Annotated in this window: 18 protein-coding genes and 1 tRNA gene; 3 read left to right on the forward strand and 16 right to left on the reverse strand. The window is 62.0% G+C overall.

Translation table 11 applies throughout. The features are described from left to right. The 12 genes from AAG821_RS11315 to AAG821_RS11370 all read right to left on the reverse strand — a co-directional run bounded on the left by AAG821_RS11315 (window position 1) and on the right by AAG821_RS11370 (window position 16,567). The gene (locus AAG821_RS11315; RefSeq protein WP_341913531.1) at window positions 1–1,377 is read right to left on the reverse strand and encodes a hypothetical protein; all 1,377 of its coding nucleotides are present in this window, start codon (window positions 1,375–1,377) and stop codon (window positions 1–3) included. 13 nt (window positions 1,378–1,390) lie between these two features. After that, window positions 1,391–2,584: a glycosyltransferase gene (locus tag AAG821_RS11320; RefSeq protein ID WP_341913529.1), complete on the reverse strand. Its 1,194-nt coding sequence runs from the start codon at window positions 2,582–2,584 to the stop codon at window positions 1,391–1,393. 17 nt (window positions 2,585–2,601) lie between these two features. Continuing rightward, window positions 2,602–4,155 carry an undecaprenyl-phosphate glucose phosphotransferase gene (locus tag AAG821_RS11325; protein ID WP_341913527.1) on the reverse strand — a complete coding sequence of 518 codons (1,554 nt, stop codon included), beginning with the start codon at window positions 4,153–4,155 and terminating at the stop codon, window positions 2,602–2,604. Between the two features lie 159 nt (window positions 4,156–4,314). Next, window positions 4,315–6,771, reverse strand: coding sequence for a glycosyltransferase (locus tag AAG821_RS11330; RefSeq protein WP_341913525.1), 2,457 nt, complete (start codon window positions 6,769–6,771; stop codon window positions 4,315–4,317). Window positions 6,772–6,774: 3 nt separating this feature from the next. Beyond that, window positions 6,775–9,057, reverse strand: coding sequence for a polysaccharide biosynthesis tyrosine autokinase (locus tag AAG821_RS11335; protein WP_341913523.1), 2,283 nt, complete (start codon window positions 9,055–9,057; stop codon window positions 6,775–6,777). Then, window positions 9,057–9,713 carry a polysaccharide biosynthesis/export family protein gene (locus AAG821_RS11340; protein WP_341913521.1) on the reverse strand — a complete coding sequence of 219 codons (657 nt, stop codon included), beginning with the start codon at window positions 9,711–9,713 and terminating at the stop codon, window positions 9,057–9,059. The genes AAG821_RS11335 and AAG821_RS11340 overlap by 1 nt, the downstream gene beginning before the upstream one ends. Window positions 9,714–9,855: 142 nt before the next feature. Continuing rightward, on the reverse strand, window positions 9,856–11,091 hold the full coding sequence (locus AAG821_RS11345) for an outer membrane beta-barrel protein (RefSeq protein ID WP_341913520.1): 1,236 nt from the start codon (window positions 11,089–11,091) through the stop codon (window positions 9,856–9,858). A gap of 88 nt (window positions 11,092–11,179) precedes the next feature. Next, window positions 11,180–12,190, reverse strand: a complete 1,011-nt coding sequence (galE, locus tag AAG821_RS11350; RefSeq protein WP_341913518.1) for a UDP-glucose 4-epimerase GalE — start codon at window positions 12,188–12,190, stop codon at window positions 11,180–11,182. Further along, entirely contained in the window at window positions 12,177–13,640 is a 1,464-nt protein-coding gene (locus AAG821_RS11355; RefSeq protein ID WP_341913517.1) for a mannose-1-phosphate guanylyltransferase/mannose-6-phosphate isomerase, read from the reverse strand. Before AAG821_RS11355 ends, galE begins: the two co-directional genes overlap by 14 nt. Before the next feature lie 102 nt (window positions 13,641–13,742). Then, window positions 13,743–15,335 carry a HAMP domain-containing sensor histidine kinase gene (locus AAG821_RS11360; RefSeq protein WP_341913516.1) on the reverse strand — a complete coding sequence of 531 codons (1,593 nt, stop codon included), beginning with the start codon at window positions 15,333–15,335 and terminating at the stop codon, window positions 13,743–13,745. Next, the gene (locus AAG821_RS11365) at window positions 15,259–16,071 is read right to left on the reverse strand and encodes a response regulator transcription factor (RefSeq protein ID WP_341913514.1); all 813 of its coding nucleotides are present in this window, start codon (window positions 16,069–16,071) and stop codon (window positions 15,259–15,261) included. Before AAG821_RS11365 ends, AAG821_RS11360 begins: the two co-directional genes overlap by 77 nt. Then, window positions 16,004–16,567, reverse strand: a complete 564-nt coding sequence (locus AAG821_RS11370) for a hypothetical protein (RefSeq protein WP_341913511.1) — start codon at window positions 16,565–16,567, stop codon at window positions 16,004–16,006. Before AAG821_RS11370 ends, AAG821_RS11365 begins: the two co-directional genes overlap by 68 nt. 468 nt (window positions 16,568–17,035) lie before the next feature. Here AAG821_RS11370 and AAG821_RS11375 point away from each other — a divergent pair, with 468 nt between their 5' ends. Then, on the forward strand, window positions 17,036–18,448 hold the full coding sequence (locus AAG821_RS11375) for a phosphomannomutase/phosphoglucomutase (protein ID WP_341913509.1): 1,413 nt from the start codon (window positions 17,036–17,038) through the stop codon (window positions 18,446–18,448). On the opposite strand, the gene AAG821_RS11380 is transcribed toward AAG821_RS11375, so the two are convergent. Continuing rightward, window positions 18,445–19,332 (reverse strand): LysR family transcriptional regulator, encoded by an 888-nt coding sequence (locus tag AAG821_RS11380; RefSeq protein ID WP_341913507.1) that lies wholly within the window; start codon window positions 19,330–19,332, stop codon window positions 18,445–18,447. The genes AAG821_RS11375 and AAG821_RS11380 overlap by 4 nt on opposite strands. 196 nt (window positions 19,333–19,528) lie before the next feature. Between AAG821_RS11380 and AAG821_RS11385 the strand changes: the two genes are divergently transcribed. Beyond that, complete coding sequence (locus AAG821_RS11385; protein ID WP_341913505.1) at window positions 19,529–20,701, forward strand: fumarylacetoacetate hydrolase family protein; 1,173 nt, start codon at window positions 19,529–19,531, stop codon at window positions 20,699–20,701. A 27-nt stretch (window positions 20,702–20,728) separates the two neighbouring features. Beyond that, window positions 20,729–22,258: an altronate dehydratase family protein gene (locus AAG821_RS11390; RefSeq protein WP_341913503.1), complete on the forward strand. Its 1,530-nt coding sequence runs from the start codon at window positions 20,729–20,731 to the stop codon at window positions 22,256–22,258. A 77-nt stretch (window positions 22,259–22,335) separates the two neighbouring features. On the opposite strand, the gene AAG821_RS11395 is transcribed toward AAG821_RS11390, so the two are convergent. The 3 genes from AAG821_RS11395 to AAG821_RS11405 form a co-directional block, all read right to left on the reverse strand. Next, a tRNA-Gln gene (locus AAG821_RS11395) sits at window positions 22,336–22,409 on the reverse strand. An 80-nt stretch (window positions 22,410–22,489) separates the two neighbouring features. Beyond that, the gene (locus AAG821_RS11400; RefSeq protein ID WP_341913501.1) at window positions 22,490–23,773 is read right to left on the reverse strand and encodes a methyltransferase; all 1,284 of its coding nucleotides are present in this window, start codon (window positions 23,771–23,773) and stop codon (window positions 22,490–22,492) included. Then, window positions 23,766–24,367 (reverse strand): TlyA family RNA methyltransferase (locus AAG821_RS11405; protein ID WP_341916279.1); only part of this gene is annotated, 602 nt, incomplete at its 5' end. The genes AAG821_RS11405 and AAG821_RS11400, both read right to left, overlap by 8 nt.

A 24,367-nucleotide genomic window follows, 5' to 3' on the forward strand; every position in this document is an offset into this window, starting at 1 on the left:
TCAGGCCTGCGGCGCGAAATCGGGTCGGCGCAGATACGGCCGACGGATACGCAGGGCCGCACCCGGCGCCGGCCGCATGGTTATCGTCCCTGGCACAGCCACACGCTGGTGCAGCATGGTCAGGGCCGCCGCCAGCAGCAGCACAACCCAGGTCTTGGGCGCGACATAGGCGCCCGAGGCCTGACCAAAAACCGCCCAGGTGATCCAGCAGAACATGATGGCGGGCACCCCCAGCATGCGCAGCCAGATTGTCAGGCCAACCAGCGTGATACAGCCCCAGACCAGACCAAGATAAATCCAGTGCAGCCAGAAATAATTGGTCAGCACCTCGGAAATCTTGCTGATGCGCCAGCCAGCCGAGAAATGCGAGGATTGCACGAACACGTTCATCACCAGATCGGTAATCGAGGCCTCGCCGGTGAGGCCCGCACCGGCCCAGGGATAGCGCAGCATCACTTCAATGCCGACGAGGCCGGGCCCGATCACGCGATAGAAGAAGCTCGGGTCATTGCCATTCATGATCTGGCCAAGGCGTTCGGCATAAACCGTCGCGCCCACCACGGCGAAGACCACCAGCAGGATACTGCCAAAGATAATGATGGCCATGCGATAGCCCGAGCCGAAGCGGCCAATTGGCGGTGTCTGCGGCAGGACAAAGAAATAATAGGGGGGCAACAGTAACAACGACAGCAGCAGTGTCGGCCCCGGCATGGCAAAAATGCCGGCTGCCAGCAAGGCCAGGAACAGCATCAGCTTGGCGCGATGCTGCGTGACCATGAACCAGGCAAAGGTGAAAAGCGTGTAGCCAAATGTGACGGCAGATGGTTCTGAGGTGAACAGCTTGGGGCGAACCTTGCCATACAGGATCTGGTCGCGCAGGTCGGAATCATAAACCCCAGAATCATAGATTTTATTCCGCACGGCATCGCTGACCACATTCAAGCCAGCATAACTTTCCAGCAGACTGCCAATCAGGATGAACAGGCTGAAGCCGAGGAACAGGCGGGCAAGCTGCTGGCGACCGGCCTGCAGCAGAGTGAGAAACATCGCATAGCCGATCACCAGAGAATAGGTCAGCTGTACAAGGCCGGTGAACCGCTTGGGGAGATTGCCGATATCGGTGGCAAACAGGCTGGCTGCGAGATAGAGCACCACCACGCCCAGCAGACCGGCCAGATGCTTGGGTACGATATTGTCGCGACGGCGCCAGAGCAGGAAGAGCCCCGCGACGCCAGCGGGTGCCGCCGGGAAGGGGATTTTCGCCGTGATCTGGATCATCACGCCGAGATAGATGCCGGCAAAGAAAATCACCAGCAGCAGCATGTCGACCGCGCCAAGCCGGGATTCGGCGACGATATTGAGCTTCATGCCTTTCATAAGGTTGTCCGATTCATAGCGTCGCCATGGCCGACAGAAGGCGTTCGCCTCGGCTCGACCAGTCAAACTGATCATGGCAGGCCGCGTAGGCTCTATCCTGCAGGCTGTTGAGGCGATCACAATCATCGATCACCTGCAGCACGCCGCGGGCGAGTGCCTCGTAATCCTCATACAGCAAAATACTGTCGTCGTGCCTCAGTGGCACACCGGCGACGGACCCCGACAGTGCCAGAATCGGCATGCGATTGAAGATGTAGTCCAACACCTTGAGCTTGAAGCCGCCGCCATGACGTTCTGCCACCAGGGCGATGCGCGCCTCCCGCATGAAATCCAGCACGCCGTCGACCGGCCCGGTGAACTGCGTGGCCAAGGCATTGCGGCGCATACGGCTGAGGAAGGACTCTTCGGCACTGCCGATCACCTGCAGTTCAGCACCATGTGCCGCGAACAGAGGATCGGCCACGGCAACAAACTGCTCAAGATTCATACGTTTGGCGATCCAGTCGAAGCTGCCGACGATCACCGCACGCCGCGGCGTTGCGCTGGTGATGCGCCGGCCGTTTTCGTGGCTGCCGGCATAGCCTGGCGTCAGCACCTCGATGCGACGGCCCGGGCGGCGCTGCTGGTACTGTCGCGCATCATCCGGAGTGATTGCGGTGACCAGATCCGCGGCATCCACCAGTCGATTCTCCAGCCATGCGGCCTTCATGGCGTCGTATTTCAGAACCTGCCGTTTGATGAAGTTCTCATGGCTGCGCGCCACCTCACCCCGCAGGCTCGCCTCGTGATTGTGCGATACATACACCAGCTTTGGTCGTTTGCGACGACTGGGGAAGCGCCGCAACACCTGATCCAGCGCCCAGCCGGCTGAAATGCCGTCGAAGACGATGGTGTCCCAGGGCGCGAGTTCGAGCTGCGCATCCAGCGATTGCCGCAATCCCGGCGTCCAGCTGCGATCCGCGATATGCGGCAGAGAGGATAGCAGGCTCTGCAGGTTCGACCGCGGATGATGTTCGGACAGCCACCAGCGGGTACCGCTGCCATCGGGCTCGCCATTGACGCGCGGCAGCGAGCCAGGGCGTGTCAGGCCGAGCACATGCATGGCGGCCCCGCCCTGGCCCATCGCGTCGATGAGGCCGCCGGAATAGAGATACTGCCCGTTATGGCGGGGCTCGGGATCAGCCAGTGTCAGCCAGAGGCATCGCATTCGTCAGGGTCACCATGTCAGTAGGCCTTGCTGCCCGTGAAGCCGCCGAAAATCGTCTTCACGATGATCTTAACGTCCAGCAGCAGGGACCAGTTCTCGATGTAATAGATGTCGTGTTCGACACGCTTCTGAATCTGCTCGACTGTCTCAGTTTCGCCGCGCCAGCCGTTGATCTGGGCCCAGCCGGTGATGCCCGGTTTGATACGGTGGCGCCAGTCGTAATTCTGCACGGCTTCCTGGTACAGCACACCACCGGCGGCCGCCAGCAAGGCATGCGGCCGCGGGCCGACCACCGACATATCGCCGCGCAGTACATTGAAGAACTGCGGCAGCTCATCCAGGCTGGTGCGCCGCAGGAATGCTCCAACCCGGGTCACACGAGGATCGTTGCGCGTAGCCAGCTGGGTCGCGTTGGGATCGCGAGCATGATGATGCATACTGCGGAACTTGAAGACCTCGATCAGCTGGTTGTTCCGGCCATAGCGCTTCTGCTTGAAGATCACCGGACCCGGACTATCGAGTTTGATCGCAGCCGCAATCAGCAACAGCAATGGCGAGATCAGCAGAACGATGCCGGCGGCAAACAGCCGGTCTTCCACTTCCTTGGCTACCCCGCTCCAATCCTGCAGCGGTCGCCGTTCAATCACCATCAGCGGCACATTCTCGACGGTCTCCACGCCATCCACCGAAGGTGTGCCGTAATGTCCATCCGGGCAGAAGCAGATATCCACCGCGACGCAGCGCAGGCGTGCCAGTGCATCTTCCATTCCGGCCTCGATGGGCGAGCCGGCGATCACCACCATGTCAACGCGCTGGCGCCGGATATCCTCCAACAGGTCACTGCAATTGCCGCGCACCGCATGCCCGCGCCAGCCGGCTGCCGATGGGCCGGAGCGATCATCATAGAGGCCGACAATGACGGCATCGCCATCACGACGACCACCCAGCCGCCGCTGCAGCATCTGCGCGCCCGGACCAGAGCCCAGAATGGCGATGCGCCGGCGCAAACGGCCCGCTTTGAGCCAGTAATCCATGCGTATGACCAGCACGCCACGGATCAACAGCGGCAGAAACAGGCCAAAGGTGAACCACAGACCCAGCCAGATCCAGTTCTGTTCCGGCGAGGCGCCGCTGGCCACAATAGCAAGGGCCATCACCAGGCCGGCGACGACCCAGGCACCCACCATACGCTCCCAACCGATCTGGCCGCGCCGCAAGGTTTCAATCCGATAGCTGCCGGCGAGATGCAAGACATTGCCGGCAACCAGGGCACCGAAGAAAGACAGCGCGACGTAATATGATCCACCCATGGGCAGATCCGGTGCGGCTAGCAGCAGTGCCACCAGGCCGGCGCTTAAAACCGCGACAGCATCACAGGCTCGCAGCAGGCCACTGATGATCGGCAATGATACCGGCGCGGCCACGGCACGATCGGTCAACCTGACTGAATTCAGCGGCTCGGCGTCATCCGTGCCGCCCCAGACGAAGGGCTGCGCAACGGCACGTGCCTGGGCGCGCATCGAGGATTTTCTCTTGGAAGCCATCGAGCCTGGATGGATGTCATATGACATACAGCTGCTCCGTTCCTGGGTTTGCATTGCGTGCGACGGCGGGGACCGCCGCGACCTCTGACTGATGTGACACAGCATGTTTGCAAGGTCTTGTGACCATGCCGAGGCTGCTTCGCTGCACCGCAACAGAGCAGTCATGCTGCAACGATCACAGCGCGATCACACCCGCCGCAGACTGCTGAAAACCTGCGTGGCAAACATTTCCGGCGTGTGACGTGCTACAAAATCGGCAGCCGCGACAGCATCGACAAACTGGGCCGGGCCACGCTGAACCATATCGGTGATTCCGTCTGCCAGCTTGCGCGGGTCGGTAGCATCAAGGGCGAGGCCAAGATGATGATCGCGCACCAGGCGTCCCAAAAGGCCATAATCCTGCGTCAGCAAGGGCTTTCCCGCCCGTGCCGCCCAAAGCAGTACCCCGCTGGAACCGACGAAGCGCTGGTAAGGCGCCAGCACGATATCGCAGCGCCGGACCAGCGCAGTGATTTCCGGGCTGTCGAGCCAGCGATCTTCCACATGCAGCCAGAGATCGGGTTGCTCGCGCCGCAGCCGCGCCTGCCGAAGGCTGAGGTCGCGCCGAATTTCAGGGGCTACCTTTCCGGCGACCACCACGGCGATCCGCGCCGCCGTCACAGGGCTGATAATCTTCATCGCGTCGAGCAGATGCAGAACACCCTTGCGCTCCGTCAGGGCGCCGAACAGCAGCAGTATGAGGCGGCCCTGCGGCACCGCCACCGGCAACAGATGATCATTGGCAGCCAACCCGACAGCCGGGAATGCCGGATCGGGAACAACAGAGACTTTATCGCCATCCGGGTAATGCACGACGGCGTAATCGGCAAAGAATGGATCAAGTGTCAGTACACTCTCTACAGAGGTGTTCCGCAGCATACCGCGATACAGGACCGCCTTGCGCCAGTCGCGCAGTCTTTCGCCAAACCCCGGACGATAATCGCTGATCGCATGATAATGCACAGACGGCCGAAACAGGATGCCGCTCAGGCGTCGCCGGCCGGCGCCTAGACCAAGGCCAAGCGGCAGCGACAGGTGATCGAGCGAAAGGAAATAGCCGATCTCGGCGCCGGTGCGGGTGAGATAGCGCCGCATCACCCACCAGCGGGCCATGCCGCTGATCGCCAACCGCCGGTGCGTACACATCCGCAACTCGACAGGCGTCAGGGCCAGCAGGCCGATACGGTGACGCAGATGAACGGGTAACCGATCCACCAGGCGATCGTGCAATCGGGGTGGCACCACGAGCCAGATCCGCTCGACCTCGCGCTGCTTGCCCAGATGAAGCAACAGATGCTGCAGCCATTCCTCGGCATGGCCTCCGGCATCAGGTTCCAGCACCAGGAGATCGCGGGAACGACCGGTCAGCCTGCCTTCGCGGCGCAGATCGACCAGCCAGCCATCGATCCGCGCCAGCAGCATATCGCGGCTGTGATGCCGTTCGATATAGGCACGGCCACGCTCGGCCATAGCCTGGCGGCGTTCCGCATCATCCAGCAGAGCGATCACGGCATCGGCCAACGCTACCGGATTCTCAGGCTCGACGCAGACAAAAGCCTCAGTCTGGGCCTGTAGCTGCCACAAGGCACTGCCAGGCAGGGCCGTGGTCACGAAACAGCGGCCGGCCGCCATGATATTGTAGATCTTCGATGGCACGGCAAAATCGGCGCCATCCGGTTTCTGCGGCACCAGATGCACCATGCCTGCCGCCAGGGCCGCATCGAGCCTGTCACGTGATACCAGGTCCTCAAACTGCACATTACCCAGCCGTCGCCGGGCGACAGCCGCCATCACGGCGGTGCGTTCGCCGCCGGAACCGCGCAGCAGCAGGCGAACATCCGGCCGGCTCAGGGCCAATTCTGCGGCCAGGGTGATGAGCTGCTCCAACCCCTGTTTGCGGCCAAAATTGCCGCTGTAAAGCACGGTCGGTGGCAGATGCGCAGGCAACGGTTGCGGCCGGATTGCTGCAATATCGACCCAGATCGGCAGAATCTCGATCGGCCGCACAACACCAAGTGCCCGCAAGACCGCTGCCATTTCGGCCGACAACACCAGAATCAGGTCGACACGATTGAGGATGACGCGCTCGGCCAGCCGCATCAGACGCACCAGGAAACCGAAGCGGACAATGCCCAGGCTGCTGGCAAGGCCCGACTGGATGTCGTGCACCATGGCGACATGCCGGCCATCGCGCGCCGTGGCCGCAATCCCCAGCAAGACCGCGAAGATCGACGGGCAGAGCGATATCACCACCTCGGCGCGCCGCACCCGACGCTGCAGCAGCGCACGCAAGCCGGCCAGCAGGAACATGAGTTCCCCAGCAATACGCAACAGGGCCGACCGGCGCTTCGGCAACCAGCTGTGCAGGCGTTCAACCTGCACACCAGCCAATTTCTGTCGTGGCGGCGGGTCAGCATTGAAAGCTGTATATTCAGCTGGATCGGGATAATGCGGCAGACCGGTCAGCACCGTAACCGCGCGATCTTGGCGCACCAGCCCTTCGGCAAGGTCGCTGCAGTAAGGCGCGGACCCGATCATTTCGGGCGCGTAATGCTGGGTAACCAAAAGAACCGGCTCGCGCGAATCCTGCGCCGGGCGGGCCATGTCTCAGCTCCAGTCTGCCGGCTTGACCAGGACCGGGCGCTCGTAATCGTAATTCAGTTCGCTGTAGCCGTATTTTCGATAGCCCTTCGGGTCGACCCGGGTCATCACCACGCCAGCAATATCGGCCTGCACCTCGATCAGGTCTTTCAGGGCTTCCATCACGGCATCGCGCTTGGTGTCGCCCCAACGCACCATGAAGGCCACCTTGTCCACCATGCGAGACAAGGTCAGAACTTCGGCACCAACCAGAACAGGCGCCGTATCCAGCATGATCATGTCATAACGTGGCGCCAGAGCCTGCAGGATCATCTTCATGCGATCGGTGGTCAGATAGCGCATGGCCTGCGGTGAAAAGACGCCGGCCGGAATGATATCCACCCCGGACAGAGTATCGGTGAAGATACAATCATCGACGCTTTGCGGTTGATCGCACAGCAATTCAGCCAGACCATTGCGATTCTGACACTGGAACAGTTTGTGCAGGCGTGGATTGCGCCAGTCGCAATCGATTATCAGGATGCGGCGGCCATGGCTGGCCAGCATGCGCCCCAGCGAACCGACCAGCACGGACTTGCCTTCACCCGGCACCGCCGAGCCGAACAGTACCGTTTTTGGTGACTGCGCCGCCTCAGACAGCTCAAGCCCTATATGCAGCTTGCGCAGCGCCTCGCTGTAAGGCGACACCGGCTTGCGCAATACATGGGCGATCGGCGTCATGCTGCCACGCAAGGTCGGCACCATGGCCAGCACCGGCAGCCCGGTCATCGATTCGATCTGGTCGCTGCGGCGGAAGGTGCGGTCAACGCCCTCACGCAACAGTGCATAGGCCATGCCGATCAGCATGCCTGCGACAGACCCCAGGAAAACCAGCAGGGTCTTGGGCGGGAAGCCGGGCCGCGATGGCGGTGCGGCAGCCGAGATCAGCTTGGCATTCGGTTTCTGCAACTGCTCCTGGCCAATAGTCTCCTTGGCCCGGCTCATCATCTGCTCAAGCAGATTGCGATTCACCGTGGCCTCACGCTCCAGTGCGTTGAGCCGGATCGACTTTTCATTCACGCCGCCAGCCTGGCCCTGCAACCGGTTGAAATTCTGCCGCAATGCTTCATAGCGCGCCGTGGTGGTGCGAGCTTCGTGACGCAGGCTTTCAATAATGCGGCCGACCTCGGTATTCACCTTGCTGCGGATATCATTGATCTCGGCTTTGGTGCTGACCACACGCGGATGCTGTGGCCCCAGATTGCTGGTCAGATCAGCCAGGCGCCGCTCGGCTTCCGCCTGCTGGCCCTTGAGCTGCTGCACCAGCGGCGACTGCAAGACCTGCGGTACGCTCTGATTGTCCACACCACTGCGCCGCAGCGCCTGGGCCTCGCCCAGACGGGCATCGGTTTCAGCCTTGGCGGTCTGTGCCACGATCAGCTGGGTGTTCAGTTCGGTCAGTTGCTGCGCCGTTACCCCGACACTGGCACCCTGGTAGAGATTGTTTTCGCGGCGATAGGACTCGACCGCCTGATCCGATTTCTCGACCTGCTCGCGCAACGTGGCAATACGGTCAGTGAGGAACTTCTCGACCTCCTCACCCGCCTCGACCTTGTCGCTGCGCTGGCGTGCCAGATACACCTCGCTGAAGCCGTTGGCGATGGCCGCGGCCGTGTCCGGGGCAACCGAGCGCGCTTCGATATTCAATACATGCGAGCGGCCCAGTGTGGTGACGTCCAGCTTGGCCAAAAGGGTATCGATGATGGCGTTAAGGTTCTGCTCGGCCCGTACCTCGGGCGACACGGCCCCCTGGAGCGCGGCTGCCTTCTGCCCTGGCATATAGGCGCGCACGGCGTCAGGCAGATATCGCATCGGGTCGAGATAACTCATCCAGTCAGGTTCTGGCCGCAGGGCCGGATTGAATTCCGGATTCTCGCTTAACTTCAACCTATCGATCACCTGCCGCGCCACGTCACGCGACTGAATCACGTAGGCCTCGTTCTGGATGCGCTCGGCATCAGGACTGATATCGGCAATAATCGCCTCGATATTCAGTGCCCGCGCCACCGGCACGCCCACCAGCACCCGCGCATTGGCGATGTAATGAGATGGAATCTGCCGTGCCACCAATACGGCAATGACCGTGAAGAACAGCGTGCAGATAATTATGCTGCCCCGATGCCGCCAAATCTTGCGCATGGTATCAAAGAAATCGGATTCATTGCCCTGCGAAGGCACATAAACCGGCGGTGCCGCATAGGCCACAGGAGGCTGCATGGCGACCGGACGGAAGCGATCGGGAAGAGACATCAGAAATACCGCTCTCGGACGGTGATGATATCGCCCGGCAAGATGGTTGCTTCGGCACCGGAAGTGAGCTTGATCTTGGAACCATCCTCGCCCGTTCGGGTGACGTAGAAGGAACTTTCGCGGGCGCGATACGTGAATCCGCCGGCCAGAGCCACCGCATTCAGGACGGTCATGCCACTGACAAACGGGTAACTGCCCGGCGTGCGCACTTCACCTACGATGTAGAAAGGCCGGTAGGTGAGCACTTCCACGCTGATACTCGGGTTCTTCAGGTATTCAGGCGACAGCTTGTCAATCAGGGCCTTTTCCAGGTCTGAAGCTGTAAGCCCACCCGCGCGCAGTTGCCCGACCAGTGGGAAGGACATCTGCCCGCCACCATCAACTGCGTATTCACCGGTCAGTTCCGGCTGGCCAAAGACAGTTACACGGACACGATCACCCGAACCAAGCCGATAGCCTTCCGCTGCAGCAGAGGGCAACGCCGCACCTTGCGCCGGTGGTGTGCGATTGGCGCCGGCAGCAGCCTGCTGCTGCAGGCCGGGCTGCTGCGGTTGCGCCGTTATAGGCGCGGACAGCAGAATGACAGCCAGAAAAGCGGGCACGACCGCACAAAGCCTGGTCGCATGCAACACGTTGGAAGTGGCGTGGTTTTTCATGGCGGCACGTCTGTTGTTGACAGAGCGCACGGCGCCATACAGGCGCAAGCCTGGAACGGCCGTGCAGCATTACGCTAGCAACGGCCGTCCGGAATAGGTGTGACCAAACAGAGGTTTTACGACGGCAGAAAAGCCGGTTATCTCACAGATGACTGCTGAGCCGCAGCATCACCACATTTTCGTCAAAATCGCTGTTGGAGACACTCGACTCACGGCTGCGATAGCCATATCCGCCCGAAAGGCTGAAATTGCGATTGATCAGGTATTTCGCACCCAGCCCGGCCAAATAGTAATCGTCGTTGCGCGAAATACCCTGGAAATCGTCATTCTGGTACCCCAGGGATGCAGTCAAAATCAGATTGCGCAGCAACTCGTGATCGGCACGCAGCTCCGCCTTGGTCTGGAAATAGCCGGGCGAGCGTGCCTGCGTGGTTTCCTCGATATCGCGGTCGAGCGTGCCGGTGATGGTGGTCAGCCGGGTGACATTCCAGGTGACCTTGACGCCGCTGGCCCAGCCGTTGATCTCGCCCAGTCGCGCGTCGTCATAATCCTGGCGCCGGTAACCGGCATAGGCATCGAGAAAAATAAGGCCGGTCAGATCATACTCAGCACCTGCGGCAACCAGGTAGCCATCCGAGTCACGGTTGAAGCCGCCAGTCAGCTTGTCATAGTCGCGGGTGTTGTAGCTGGTAAGCAGATAAACCCGGCGCAACGGCGCGATCTCGTAGCCGGTCTTCAGGCTCATCTCATACTGGTCGCGATCACGACCGCTCTGATCGAGCACGGTGCCGGCGGCATTGCGCACATTGTCATATTCATACTGCTCGGCCTTGCCGTCGAGCCGGAAGGACAGGCGATTGAATTCCTTCTCGGCACCAAGATTGGCGCCGGTGACGCTGTATTCGGTCGGCTCGGTGCCGCCCTGGTTGTCGGGCGAGGAGCGCGGTTCATGGCGCAACTGATAGCCGGCACCGGCAAACAGGCGGAAGTCACGGAGCACATCAACGCGACCATCGGCAGACAGTGTGTAGTCGGTGAAATTTTCGCTGTTGTAATCGGCATAGCGCACGGCACGCGCATCGGCATGCAGATTGAGCGCGTGATTGTTCCAATTCGAGCGCAGATCGAGAGCCGGCTCGATCGAGGTGATGAAATCACTCTTCTCGTTCGTGCGCGTGGCATACACGTTACTGTTGTAGCTCTCCTGCAGGCCCAGTTCCGGATACAGCATGAAGCCGCCCAGCCGCACGCCAACCGGATCGTAATCCGGGCGACGACGATCGTTAACGGTCTCGCCGCGTTCCACCTCGGTCGGGCTTTGCGCATCCTGCGATGTGCGTGGTGGCGTCTGGGCTCCAGCCGCGACCGCAGAAAGCAACAAAGATGCCGACAACATTGCAGTTGCCGCCCCGATACACTGCCGCATCAGCCGAGTCCTTCACCAAATCCGGTTGAATTCTCGACACTTATACCATGACTTGCTGCCCAGCGTGAGCCCGTTGCTGCCAGGCCCAGGCCGAAGACACCATCTGTTCGAGGGTGGAATGCGGGGTCTGCCATCCCAGCAATTGCCGCGCGCGGGAGGAATCAGCCAGCAGAATGGCAGGATCGCCCGGTCGCGGCGGCTCCAGCCGCACTGGAATAACGGCCCCGGTGATCCTGCGCGCCACCTCGATCACCTCACGTACCGTGGTTCCAGTACCATTTCCCAGGTTAAAGGCATGTGCGCCGACCGAGTTGTCGAGATAGTGCAGGGCCAGCACATGGGCCCGGGCGAGATCGGAAACATGGATATAGTCGCGAATGCATGTGCCATCCCTGGTGGGATAGTCTTCGCCATAAATCGCGACAGAATGGCGCTTGCCGGCCGCAGCCTCCAACACCAGCGGAATCAGATGGGTTTCCACCGGATGGGCTTCGCCGATCTCGCCGCCGGCATCGGCACCGGCCGCATTGAAATAGCGCAGCGAGACGGAATGCAGATTGTAGGCGCGTGCGTAATCCTGCAGCACACGCTCGATCATCTGCTTGCTGGTGCCATACGGGTTAACCGGCTGCTGCGGATGGGCCTCTGGCATTGGCGTCATTTCGGGTTCACCGTAGACAGCGGCGCTGGACGAAAACACGATCTGTTCGATGCCGTTGCGCCGCATGGCGTCCAGCAACCCGATACTGCCGCTTACATTGTTCAGATAATATTGCGCCGGATCACGGACCGACTCACTGACCACGATCAGGCCAGCCAGATGGATCACCGCGGCGGGCTTGTATTTGCGCATCACCTCGTCAAGTCGCGCCGCATCGATCAGGTCTCCGCCTTCCAGCGGACCCCAGCGTACTGCCCAGGAATGGCCAGCGCAGAGATTGTCATAGGTCACCGGCAGATAGCCGGCTTCGGCGACGGCTTTGCAAACATGGCTGCCGATATAGCCGGCACCGCCAGTTACCAGGATAGTCTGACTATCAGCAGCGACCATAGCTATCCACCAGGCGCACGATGTCATCCTCACCCAGATAAGAGCCGGACTGCACTTCGATCAGATGCAGCGGCAGCTTGCCGGGATTTTCCAACCGATGCGCGGCGCCGATCGGGATATAGACCGACTCATTCTCGCGCAGCAGAAGGCTTTCCTCGTCACGTTGCACCAGCGCGGTGCCATGCACCACGACCCAGTGCTCAGCGCGATGATAATGCTTCTGCAGGCTCAGCTTGGCGCCGGGCTTCACGGTCAGCCGCTTGACCTGGAAGCGATCCCCGGCATCGACAGAGCGATAACTGCCCCAGGGGCGATAACAGGTGCTGTGCGACACCGACTCAGATCTGTTGCGCTGCTTCAATTGCTCGACCACGCGAGATACCTCGTCGACGCGGTCAGCCCTGGCAACCAGCACCGCATCATCGGTCGAGATCACCACAATATCGTCGAGGCCGATCACGGCCAGCAGCTTGTCCTCCGTGCGCAGATATGAGTTGTGCGAGTCGCGCACCACGACATCACCACAGATCACATTGCCATCCCCATCGCTCGGCGATGATTCGCGCATCGCCTTCCACGAACCAAGATCGCTCCAGGCCATATCCACCGGCACGACGGCAGCATGCCTGGTATGTTCCATCACTGCATGGTCGATTGATAAGGCTGCTGCCATACCGAAGGCGCCGGCATCCAGCCGGAAGAAGCCAAGATCTTCACAGCCCTTGTCCACGGCCAGTTGGCAGGCGTCGTAAATCTCAGGATGCAGGCGCTGCAGTTCTTCGAGATACCGCTTTGCCGACAGCAGGAAGATACCGCTGTTCCAGAAGTAACCGCCGCTTTTGACATACTGCGCCGCAGTGGCGATATCAGGTTTTTCGACGAAACGGTCGACCCTGCGCACATGATCGGACTGCGCCAGCATTGGACCGATCTTGATATAACCATAACCGGGCTCCGGCCGATCGGGCTGAATACCAAAGGTCACCAGATGCCCATCGGTAGCAGCCACCAGGCCTGCCTGAATGGCGCGGTGCAACTCCTCGGGCGCGCCAATGGCATGATCAGCCGGCTGCACCAGCATGATGGCATCGGGATCCCGCGCGATCAGCCACAGGGCAACGGCGGCCAGCGCCGGCGCAGTGTTGCGCGCCACAGGCTCGAGCAGAATCTGCTGCGGCTCGACACCGAGTTCACGCAGCTGATCATCAATCAGAAAGCGATGCTCGTCATTGCAGATGACGATCGGGGCGCTAAAACCAAGATCAGTGCTGTTCCGCTGCGCGGTCTCCTGCAGCAGGCTGTGTTTTGACATCAGCGGCAGCAGCTGTTTCGGGAAAGCCGAGCGCGAGAGCGGCCATAAACGCGTGCCAGAACCACCGGCGAGAATGACCGGATGAATGCGGAATGCGCCCTGCTCGAGAGTGCGGCTTGATTCTATGACGGCATTCATAGTCGACCTCGTGGCTGCATGAACTGCCATCGACTATGTCGGCAGGCCCCGTCATGGGCCAGTGATCAAGCTGTGTTTGACCAAGAGCTAAAACGAAGCCACTCAACGTGAATGTGGCAAAATTATGCGGATGCTCAAACCACCGCCAATTCTGTTGACTGCACTGATCGTGCCGCCAACCGCTTCAATATTCCGCCGCACAATCCACAGGCCGAGGCCGGCATGATTGGCACCTGTTGTTCCTGCCGGCATGAGTTGGTCGCGCTGCCCCTTGGGCCGCAGTGAGAAGTAGCGATCAAAAATATGCTCGACCTTGCGTGGATCAATCCCCGGACCCTCATCATCCACATGCAGGTGAATGCTGTCGCCTTCGCGGAACAGATAGACCGCCACCGTTCCACCCGGCGGCGAGAAGCTGATCGCGTTATCGAGAATATTCTCGAACACGATATCGATCACGCCCTGCGCGGCCCGCACTGTCGCCTGTTCCTCCAGCGTGCGAATCAAGCGCAGGTTCCGCTCGGCCAGGATTTCGCGGTATCGCAACAGCACATCAGCCACTACACGGGTAAGATCGATCTGCGGGCGCGGTGCATCAATCAGGTCTGCGGTGTTGAAATCGAGCCGCTGGGTGGCATTCACCAGCATATTCAGACGACCAAGCGAGGATTCGATCAAGCTCACCGCCCGGAGGGCGCGCGGATTGTCCGCGGGCAGGATGCGCTTGATCGGCTCCAGCGAGGCCTGGATCGTGCTGAGCGGCCCCTTGAAGGAATGAGCATTGTCTTCGGCGGTCTGGCGGATATCCTGCGCGATGGTGCGCAGATCGCGTACCAGATGGTCGAAGTCCATTGCCACGCTGGTCAGTTCTGGCACGACATTACGGTCCGTGAAGGAGTATTCCGTCATGCGGCCCTGGCGGATTTCGCGCGCAACCTTGCGGAAATGATGCAGGCTGCGCCACACACTCAGTGCGATCAGGATCGCCAACAGGGCAAAGGCGAAGTAGATCGCTGCTGCAATACGGATTTCACGGGTCTGCCAATAGGACCGGCCAATCGAGATGTTGAGGAATTCCGTGGTCGGATGCGCCGAAATCAGCACCCAGCAACCCCAGCGCGACTGGATCGGCAACACCGATGTCATGATTTCCTCATGACCATCGGGCTGGCGGTAACGAATATCGATTGGCCTGTCCCAGGCACAGCTTTCCGCCAGCTGGCGCAGGATACCGCGTTCGGCGAGACCTTCCAGCTCAGCGCCGATCTGGTCGAGCTGCGATTCCGGTGCCGAGGCGATGTAGTAGAAATTTCCGCCACTCGGTGCATTGTTTGGGCGCAGCATCAGTTTTAGCAGAGTACGACCGTCATTGAAGCGTTCCAACTCAGCATTCAATGATTTATGCGGCGGCCCTTCCGGCCGGTTGAGTATGGGTGTCAGGGCCTGCGCGATCAGCCAGCTCCGCTGCTGGATGCCGCGACTTACAAGTTCGCGCCGCTGCTTGTCGGCCGCCTCGAACTGCCCATAAAGGACAATCGGCAACGCAACGAACACCGCGATCAACGCAACGAGCTTTATCGTCAGCGACGCACTGAAACGACGAGTGCGCCGGATGACATCACTCTGCGATGACTGGAGCGCCACGCCAACGGTATCCGAAGGCGAGGAAATTCTCGATTTCACCGAAGTCGGCATCTATGGCCCGGAACTTGTTGCGGATACGCTTGATGATCGACCTGACATTCGTGCGGTAACCGTCTTCCCCGGCGCCGGCAATAAAACCAGCGTGGTGAACACAGTCATAGATCGCACGATAGGTCATGTATTCGCCGACATTGCGCACCAACAGGTGGACAATGTTGAATTCGACGACCGTGAGGTTGATATCGGTACCGTGCCAGTAAGCCCGGCTGATCTGCGGCCGGATCTGCAATGCACCGCACTCGACCTGCTCTTCCTGCTGCTGTTCAGGCGGACGCTTTCCCGACTTCACGATCAGGTTCAGCCGTTTTGCCAGGATATTGGTGCCACGCGATTTGTTGACGAAATCCATCGCGCCACGATCCAGCGCCGCGTTCTCATATGAAGCCGCCAACATACCGGTAAGGAAAACGACCGGCACCATGATGCCGCGCCGCCGCGCCTGTCCCAGCAGGTCGAGCCCGGAAACCCCAGGCATGCGCCAGTCGAGCAGGATGACATCGCTGCTGGCGCCACTCCCGAAATACTCAAACATCGCACTCCCGTCACCGAAGCTGACGACATCGAAGCCGAGATCGTTCAACTCGGCACCCACCGCCTCGCGGTAGTCGTCGTCGTCATCGACCAGAACGACCTTGATACCATCGCCGCGGGCGACTGCATCATCGGGTCCGGGCACCGGAGCGTAGGCCGGCGATACACTGGCGCCTTCCCTGTTCAGTACCGTCATTGCCATTCACCTCATAGTTCAGGACACGAAAAACGTGCGTCTGGACATCGGGATAAAGCGCGACATCCAGGGTGCATTGGGCTGTGCGGTAGCGCCATATTTTTGCCGGCGCGCGCTGCTCTTCCTCGGTCGGCGGGCCCAGCACTCCCCGGGCCTGCTCCATATCAAGTCCGACAAGCGGCGTATCGCCATCGCCACCAGGCACCTTGGGCAGAGCCGCAGGTGCCAGCGCCGGCGTCACAGATGCTACATCAGCCTGGGCTGCGGGCGATTTTGTGGCGACCGCCCCCGGTTTTTCTGACGTCACCGGTACCGGCGTGGCTCTGCCTTTCGCCGGCGATGCAGCAGGATGATGTGAAACGGACTGCGGCGGCACCTCGCTGCCCAGCGGCCAGCGGCCGGCATCACAGGCAGCCAAAAACACCAGCAGGCAGGGATATACCAGCAGCCATCCGGCGCTTTTCAGTGCATACCCGCATTGCTTCGTTTCAGCCATATACCGCCTCCCGGCATGTCGCTATGACGCCCATTTGAGCCATCACGCCACATCCGCGACAAAACCTCTGCGTCAGGCGTTCAGGTGAATTACCCAAGCGCCCGTCGTTTTACCTTCTCGAGTTTCCCCTCTTCGAACCCGGCCAAGCTTGCGGCCAGGGAAATGCTCCCGTTGGTCCAACCCTAACGATACAGCAGAGGATCGGTTCATGCCGCGACGGTTAAAACCGGGCAAGAGCATGGGGGCGATGCTATAAGATGATTGAAAGGCTTCAAGTTCGACGCGTCATGTCTGTGGTCGGACCACAGAAAAGTCACACGGCCCACGCATCGCCACAGCGATATGGCATGGCCACGCCTTTACCACACACAAAGTCATCAGGCTCTCCCATCATCGCCCCATCTCGCATGGCAGCGCCAATCCCGCGCGCGATACGCAGGATTTGGATTCAAGGAGGCCGTAACGTCCATGACCAGGCAAAAGTTCAATCCCGCTATTCTGCGTGAATACGATATTCGCGGTATTGTCGGCAAAACCCTGCAAAGCGAGGATGCCCAGCACCTCGGTCAGGCTTTCGGCACATTGGTGCGGCGCGGTGGCGGTCGCTCGGTGGCACTCTGCCGCGACGGTCGCCTCAGCTCCCCACAGATCAGCCGAGCCTTTTCGCGCGGCTTGCGCCATGCCGGCGTTGACGTCATGGCCATTGGCCTCGGGCCCACGCCGATGCTGTATTTCGCGGAACGGCATTTACCAGCCGATGCCGGCGCCATGATCACCGGATCGCACAATCCGCCCGACTACAATGGCTTCAAGCTCACCATTGCCGGCAAGACGATCTATGGCGAGGAGATCCAGAAACTCGGCGCTATTATCGCAGAAGGCAATTACGCCACAGGGAACGGCAAGGTCCTGCGCCGTTCGGTTGCCGGAAGTTATACCATGCGCATCCTGCAGGATGCCGACCTGGCCCGGCCACTTTCCGTGGCCTGGGATCCCGGCAACGGTGCCGCCTGCCCGATCGTCGAGGGCCTGGTTCGACGCCTGCCCGGCCGCCATATCGTGCTGAATGGCACAGTGGATGGCACCTTCCCCAACCACCACCCCGATCCGACCCTGCCTGAGACCCTGGAGCAGTTGCGCAAGACCGTGCTGAGCGAAGGGCTCGATCTCGGCATCGCCTTTGACGGCGACGGCGATCGGCTCGGCGTGATCGACAACAAGGGCCGCGTGCTGTGGGGCGACCAGCTGATGATGCTGTGGTCGGAGGAAATACTGCGGCGGCAGCCCGGCGCCACCATCATCGCCGACGTGAAGACGAGCCAGACCCTGTTCGATGCGATCGAGCGCATGGGTGGAAAACCGATCATGTGGCGCACCGGCCATTCGTTGATCAAGGCCAAGATGCGCGAAACCGGCGCCCAGCTGGCTGGTGAAATGAGCGGGCATATTTTCTTCGCCGATCGCTATTTCGGCTTTGATGATGCGCTTTATGCTGCGATCCGCCTGCTTAATGTCGTGGCCCGTTCACCGCGCAGCCTGGCCGATCTGCGCGACCGGCTGCCGGAAACAGTGAATACGCCGGAGCTGCGCATCGAATGCAGCGAGGAAGACAAATTCCCGATCATCGATTCGGTGAAATCCCGCCTGCAGGCGGCCGGCGCCACGGTCAATGATATTGATGGCGTGCGGGTACAGACTGCAGACGGCTGGTGGCTGCTGCGCGCCTCGAACACCCAGAATGTGCTGGTGGCACGCTGCGAGGCCAATGACCGGGCCGGCCTGGCACGCCTGAAGCATGCGTTGGGCGAGCAACTCAGCGCCAGTGGTGTGGAATCTGCCGTCATCTCCTCGGCCCTCGACGAGACGGCGGCAGCGGCCTAAGCGACGGTCGCCAGCAGCTTGGCTTCCGCCACCAGGGCCGCCGTCAGCGGTGTCATCGGCTCGCGGTTGGGCACAATCAGACCAATGGAATGCACCGCATCGGGCTCGACGATGGGAATCGAGCGCAGGCGTTCCGTCAGTCCCAGCGTATCCGCCAGCTTTTCTGGCATCACACTGGCCCAACGGCCGGTGCGCACATGCGAGAACAGCACAATCATCGAATTGGATTCCAGCGTCGGCTGCGGTTCGGTTCCGGCCGCGCTCAGCAGCTGGTTGATGATGCGGCGGTTCTGCATGTCAGGCGTCAGCAGACAGAGTGGAATCTTGCCCACCTCCGCCCAGGTCACTGTCGCGCGGTCACCCAGCGGACTGTCGGCCGAGGTCAGCAGGCGATACTGCTCGGCATAGAGCGGCACGGTGCGCACCTTGCCCAGCGGCTCGTTGTCGATGTAGCTGAGCCCGGCATCAATTTCCAGATTTTCCAGCATCGACAACACCTCGATCGAGGTGCGCGAGAGAATGGTGAACCGCACATTGGGATGCTTGGCGCGATAGGGCGTGGTCAACGCCGAGACCATCGCCAGAGCAGTGGGGATGGCGGCGATCTTCAGATGCCCCACCAGGCCATGGCGCAACGCGACCACCTCCTGCCGCATGGCACGCGCGTCGCCCACGATGCGGCGCGCCCAGTCCAGCACCCGCTCGCCTTCGGCGGTCAGGCCGAGAAAGCGCGAGCTGCGCTGCACCAGCATGACGCCCAGCGTGTCTTCCAGCTGCTTGATGCCGGCCGAGAGTGTCGGCTGGCTGACGCCACACTGCTCAGCGGCCTTGCCAAAGTTTTTCTCGCTGGCCAGCGCCAGCAGGAATTCCAGCTTGTCGATCATACCCTAGCGACTATCCCGCATTCCGGCCGGCCGCAAGAGACCTGCACAACCGCGGCCCTCTCGGCCCTCCGCACCAATAAAACACCATAAAACAGCATCTTGTGCACTGCCGCATGGCGCGAGCGGCTCGCCTCGCCGCGACGACAATGTTTAGATGGCCGGGAATCGATACCCAGCTTCAGCCCGGATTCTTCACATGCTTGAGACCCTGATTGCCGCCTGCCTGCCCGAGGATCACGACCGCGCCACCCTGGTCGGGCGCGCCTGGCTGGCGGGCCAACCCGGCGGGCCGGCCGTCGTCGCCCTGCGCGGTGAAGACCTGGTCGATATCAGCAGTCTGGCCGCCACCATGAGCGACCTGCTGGACCGGGCGGATGCAGCCGCCGCCGTGCAGGCTGCAGTCAGGACCGCGCCGGTGATCGGTACACTGAAAACCATTCTGGCCAACACGCCGACCCTGAAGGCGCCCTATCTGCTGGCGCCCTGCGACCTGCAGGCGGTGAAGGCTGCCGGCGTCACCTTTGCTGACAGCCTGATCGAGCGCGTGATCGAAGAGCAGATCCGCGGCGATGCCAGCCGCGCCGAAGCGGTGCGTGCCGAAATCGCAACAGCCCTGGGCGGCGAGATTTCCCGCATCAAGCCCGGCTCGCCCGAGGCCATGCGCCTGCGCGAAACGCTGATGAAGCGCGGGGCCTGGTCGCAGTATCTGGAGGTCGGGATCGGGCCGGATGCCGAAGTCTTCACCAAATGCCAGCCGATGGCCTCCGTCGGCACCGGCGCCAGTGTCGGCATCCATCCGGAGTCAACCTGGAACAACCCCGAACCAGAGGTGGTGCTGGCCATCGACAGCCGTGGCCAGATCATCGGCGCAACGCTTGGCAACGACGTCAACCTGCGTGATGTGGAAGGCCGCAGTGCCTTGCTGCTCGGCCGCGCCAAGGACAACAATGCCTCTAGCGCCATCGGGCCGTTCATCCGCCTGTTCGACGCGCATTTCACGCTGGACGACCTGCGCAAGGCCGAGGTCAGCCTGGTGATCGCCGGCCAGGACAATTTCCGCCTCGAAGCCAGCTCGCACATGTCCAAGATCAGTCGCGACCCGCTCGACCTCGCCGCCCAGACCTTCGGCTCGTCGCACCAGTATCCCGATGGCGCCATGCTGTTCACCGGCACGATGTTTGCGCCGATCCAGGATCGCGGCGCGCCCGGCATGGGCTTCACCCACAAGCCCGGCGATATCGTCACCATCCGCTCGCCCAAACTCGGCGGCCTGGTCAACAAGGTGGATTTCTGCGACCGCCTGCCACCCTGGGCCTTCGGCACCGGGGCGCTGATGCGCAATCTCGCCCAGCGCGGCTTGCTGCGCTAGATTAGCACCCAATCGAGGAGACGCCCCATGCTGGAACGGGTTTCGGCGGTCATCCGCCTCAATGAACATGACAATGTGGTCGTGGCACGCGCCGAGCTGCTGCCTGGCGCCAGTGTCGAGGGCGGCAATGTCACCTGCCGCAGTGTCATCCCCGCCGGCCACAAGGTGGCCACGGCGCCGATCGGCCAGGGCGAGGCGGTGCGCAAATACAACCAGATCATCGGCTTTGCCGCCGCGCCCATCGAGCCCGGCGAGCATGTACACAGCCACAACCTGGTGATGGGCGATTTCGCCCGTGACTATGCCTATGGCGCCGACATGCGGCCGACCGCCTATTTCCCCGAGGCCGAGCGCGCCACGTTCCAGGGTTTCATGCGCGAGAACGGCAAGGCCGGCACGCGCAACTATCTCGGCGTTGTCACCAGTGTGAACTGCTCGGCCACCGTGGCGCGCTATATCGCCGATCACTTCAAGGGCGATGCGCTGCGCGATTATCCCAATATCGACGGCGTGGTCGCTATCGTGCATGGCACCGGCTGCGGCATGGCCGACAAGGGCGAGGGCTTCGGCAACCTGCAGCGCACGCTGTGGGGCTATGCCCAGCATGTCAATTTCGCCGGCGTGATGATGCTGGGACTCGGCTGTGAAGTGGCACAGATCGATTTCATGATGGAGGCCCAGGGCCTGAAACACAGCCCGCGCCTGCAGAGCATGACCATCCAGGACAGCGGCGGCACGAAAAAGACCGTGGAACGCGGCATCGCCATGCTGAAGGAGATGCTGCCAGCCGCCAATGCGCTGCAGCGCACCACCGTGCCGGCCTCGCATCTCACGCTCTGCCTGCAATGCGGCGGTTCGGACGGCTATTCCGGCATCACGGCCAATCCGGCACTGGGCGCCGCCGCCGACCTGCTGGTGCGCCATGGCGGCACGGCGATCCTGAGCGAGACGCCGGAAATCTACGGCGCCGAGCATCTGCTGACCCGGCGCGCCGAAAGCCGCGCCATCGGCGAGAAGCTGATCGAGCGCATCCGCTGGTGGGAGGAATACTGCGAGCGCAATGGCGGCTCGATGGACAACAACCCCTCGCCCGGCAACAAGAAGGGCGGCCTCACCACCATCCTGGAAAAATCGCTCGGCGCTGCCGCCAAGGGCGGCACCACCAATCTGCGCGGCGTGTTCAAATATGCCGAGCCGGTGGATACCAAGGGCTTCGTCTTCATGGACACGCCCGGCTACGACCCCTGCTCGGCCACCGGCCAGATCGCCGGCGGCGGCAATGTGATCTGCTTCACCACCGGGCGCGGTTCGGTGTTCGGCGCCAAGCCGGTGCCGTCGATCAAGCTGGCCACCAATTCGGCCATGTATCGCCGCATGGAAGACGACATGGACATCAACTGCGGCGCCATCCTGGATGAAGGCATCAGCGTGGCGCAGATGGGCGAGAAGATTTTCGACAAGATCATCGACGTCGCTTCAGGCAAACCGTCGAAGAGTGAAGAGCTCGGCTTCGGCGATGCCGAATTCGTGCCCTGGCAGATCGGCGCCACGATGTGAGACGGGGTTTCATCCCGCTGCATGCAGACCTCTGCAGCGGCCCAAGGGCCGTGCAAGGATGTCGGGATCAGCGAGATTGGCTGGGGGACTAGGATTCGAACCTAGACAACCAGAGTCAGAGTCTGGGGTCCTACCGTTAGACGATCCCCCAGCAGGGATCGGGTCGGGCCCGGGATATAGCCCGTCCCGCCGGGCTTTGCAACCCTTCTTCCCCGGGCCGGCCGTGCCCTGCTAGCGCCTGAAAACGCTAAAGATTTCCAGATGCGGCGACCAGCGGAACTGGTCGATCGGCACGGCCTTTTCCAGCCGGTAGCCGGCATCGACCAGCCCCCGGGCATCGCGCGAGAAGCTGGAGGGGTCGCAGGACAGCATGACGATCAGCCCGGGCGCCTCGCCCGCCTTGGCCGCCTCAGCAATCTGCTGCACCTGGGCCTTGGCGCCGGCGCGCGGCGGATCGAGCAGGATGGCATCCAGTTTTTTCAGCTCGGCGCGGCTGAGCGGCTGGCGTTCGAGATCGCGTGCCGTCGCGGTCAGGCGGCTGAGGCCGGCGGCCTTGGCAGCGGCCCCCAGCATGGCAATCGCCGGCCGGTCGGCATCCACCGCCCAGACAGTCTTGCCCACGGCGGCGAGCCGCAGCGCAAAGGCGCCACAGCCCGAGAAGAGGTCGGCGACGCGTTTTGAGTCTTCCAGCGCTTCCAGGGCCAGGTCGGCCATTGCCTGTTCCGCCTCGGCTGTCGCCTGCAGGAAGCCGCCCGGCGCCAGGGTGACAGGCACATTGCCAAAGCGCACGCGCGGCACCTGCTCGCCCTGATACAGCAGTTCGGCATCACTGCGCTCATCGAAGCGCAGGCTCAGCCGGCCGAGGCCGATGGCCTTGGCGGCCTTGCTCAGCTCGATGCGCTCCTGCACCCGCATCTTCAGCTTGCCGGTGATCAGCACATCGGCGCCGGTCTCGGTCCAGGTCACCTTCAGGTCGACCGCCCAGCCATCGCCCAGCACCGGCATCATCATGGTGCGCAGGCTGGGCAGCAGGGCCAGCAGTTCGGGCTTCAGCACCAGGCATTCGGTGAGATCGACGACCTTGCGGCTCTGCGCCTCATGGAAGCCCATCAGCACCTTGTCCTTGACACGGCGGGTGATGAATTCGGCACGGCGCCGCGTGTGATCCGGTATGGCGACCAGCTCGCCGACGGGCACATCGAGGATCTCGCGGCGCGTGAGCGCGGCACTCAGCTTGTCGCGCTTCCAGGCGCGGTAAGGCGCATCGGCCCAGTGCTGCAGGCTGCAGCCGCCACAGGTCTGGAAATGACCGCAGGGTGCGTCGATGCGATCGGGCCCGGCGGCGTCCAGCACGCTGAGCTGGGCGGCGAAGCCATCGCCGCGCGGCTCGCCCACCTTGGCGGCAATGCGGTCGCCCGGCACGGTGAAGGGCACATAGAAACGCTCGCCGTCTTTCGACAGCACACCATGGCCCTGCCCGCCCATGCGCTCGATCACGCCATCCACATCACGCATCATATTTCTCCGCCGCGATCAGAAACTCGCGATTGCCTTCCGGGCCGGTGATCGGGCTCGGTTCGATACCCAGCACGCGCCAGCCGGGCAGGCCCGACCACCAGTCGTGGATGGTCTTGCAGACTTCGTCATGCAGCACTGGATCGCGCACCACGCCGCCCTTGCCGACCCGGCCGCGGCCGACCTCGAATTGCGGCTTGATCAGCGCCACCGCCCAGCTGCCCGGCTGCGCCAGCGACAGTGCGGCCGGCAACACGGTCTGCAGGCCGATGAAACTGGCATCGCAGACCACGCAGGTGACAGGATCGGGGATCAGGGCGGCATCGAGATGCCGCGCATTGGTCTTTTCCAGCACGACGACGCGGGCATCGTTGCGCAGGCGCCAGTCGAGCTGGCCTTCGCCGACATCGACGGCATAGACCTTCGCTGCGCCATTCTGCAGCAGCACATCGGTGAAGCCGCCGGTGGAGGCGCCCACATCGATGGCGATGCGGTCCTGCGGTGACAGACCAAAATGCTGCAGCGCATGCGCCAGCTTGATGCCGCCGCGGCTGACCCAGGGATGCGGCTTGCCGCGCAGTTCCAGCGGCACAT

The sequence above is a fragment of the Ferrovibrio terrae genome (assembly GCF_943372915.1).
Taxonomy (GTDB): domain Bacteria; phylum Pseudomonadota; class Alphaproteobacteria; order Ferrovibrionales; family Ferrovibrionaceae; genus Ferrovibrio; species Ferrovibrio terrae_A.

Excerpts from the sequence above, each read along its gene's own strand:
- AAG821_RS11365 (WP_341913514.1), bottom strand. The coding sequence starts at position 16,071 with ATGACGGTACTGAACAGGGAAGGCGCCAGTGTATCGCCGGCCTACGCT.
- AAG821_RS11315 (WP_341913531.1), bottom strand. The coding sequence starts at position 1,377 with ATGAAAGGCATGAAGCTCAATATCGTCGCCGAATCCCGGCTTGGCGCG.
- AAG821_RS11355 (WP_341913517.1), bottom strand. The coding sequence starts at position 13,640 with ATGAATGCCGTCATAGAATCAAGCCGCACTCTCGAGCAGGGCGCATTC.
- AAG821_RS11375 (WP_341913509.1), top strand. The coding sequence starts at position 17,036 with ATGACCAGGCAAAAGTTCAATCCCGCTATTCTGCGTGAATACGATATT.
- galE (WP_341913518.1), bottom strand. The coding sequence starts at position 12,190 with ATGGTCGCTGCTGATAGTCAGACTATCCTGGTAACTGGCGGTGCCGGC.
- AAG821_RS11370 (WP_341913511.1), bottom strand. The coding sequence starts at position 16,567 with ATGGCTGAAACGAAGCAATGCGGGTATGCACTGAAAAGCGCCGGATGG.
- AAG821_RS11325 (WP_341913527.1), bottom strand. The coding sequence starts at position 4,155 with ATGTCATATGACATCCATCCAGGCTCGATGGCTTCCAAGAGAAAATCC.
- AAG821_RS11335 (WP_341913523.1), bottom strand. The coding sequence starts at position 9,057 with ATGTCTCTTCCCGATCGCTTCCGTCCGGTCGCCATGCAGCCTCCTGTG.
- AAG821_RS11385 (WP_341913505.1), top strand. The coding sequence starts at position 19,529 with ATGCTTGAGACCCTGATTGCCGCCTGCCTGCCCGAGGATCACGACCGC.
- AAG821_RS11390 (WP_341913503.1), top strand. The coding sequence starts at position 20,729 with ATGCTGGAACGGGTTTCGGCGGTCATCCGCCTCAATGAACATGACAAT.
- AAG821_RS11340 (WP_341913521.1), bottom strand. The coding sequence starts at position 9,713 with ATGAAAAACCACGCCACTTCCAACGTGTTGCATGCGACCAGGCTTTGT.
- AAG821_RS11380 (WP_341913507.1), bottom strand. The coding sequence starts at position 19,332 with ATGATCGACAAGCTGGAATTCCTGCTGGCGCTGGCCAGCGAGAAAAAC.
- AAG821_RS11330 (WP_341913525.1), bottom strand. The coding sequence starts at position 6,771 with ATGGCCCGCCCGGCGCAGGATTCGCGCGAGCCGGTTCTTTTGGTTACC.
- AAG821_RS11400 (WP_341913501.1), bottom strand. The coding sequence starts at position 23,773 with ATGCGTGATGTGGATGGCGTGATCGAGCGCATGGGCGGGCAGGGCCAT.
- AAG821_RS11360 (WP_341913516.1), bottom strand. The coding sequence starts at position 15,335 with ATGCCGACTTCGGTGAAATCGAGAATTTCCTCGCCTTCGGATACCGTT.
- AAG821_RS11320 (WP_341913529.1), bottom strand. The coding sequence starts at position 2,584 with ATGCGATGCCTCTGGCTGACACTGGCTGATCCCGAGCCCCGCCATAAC.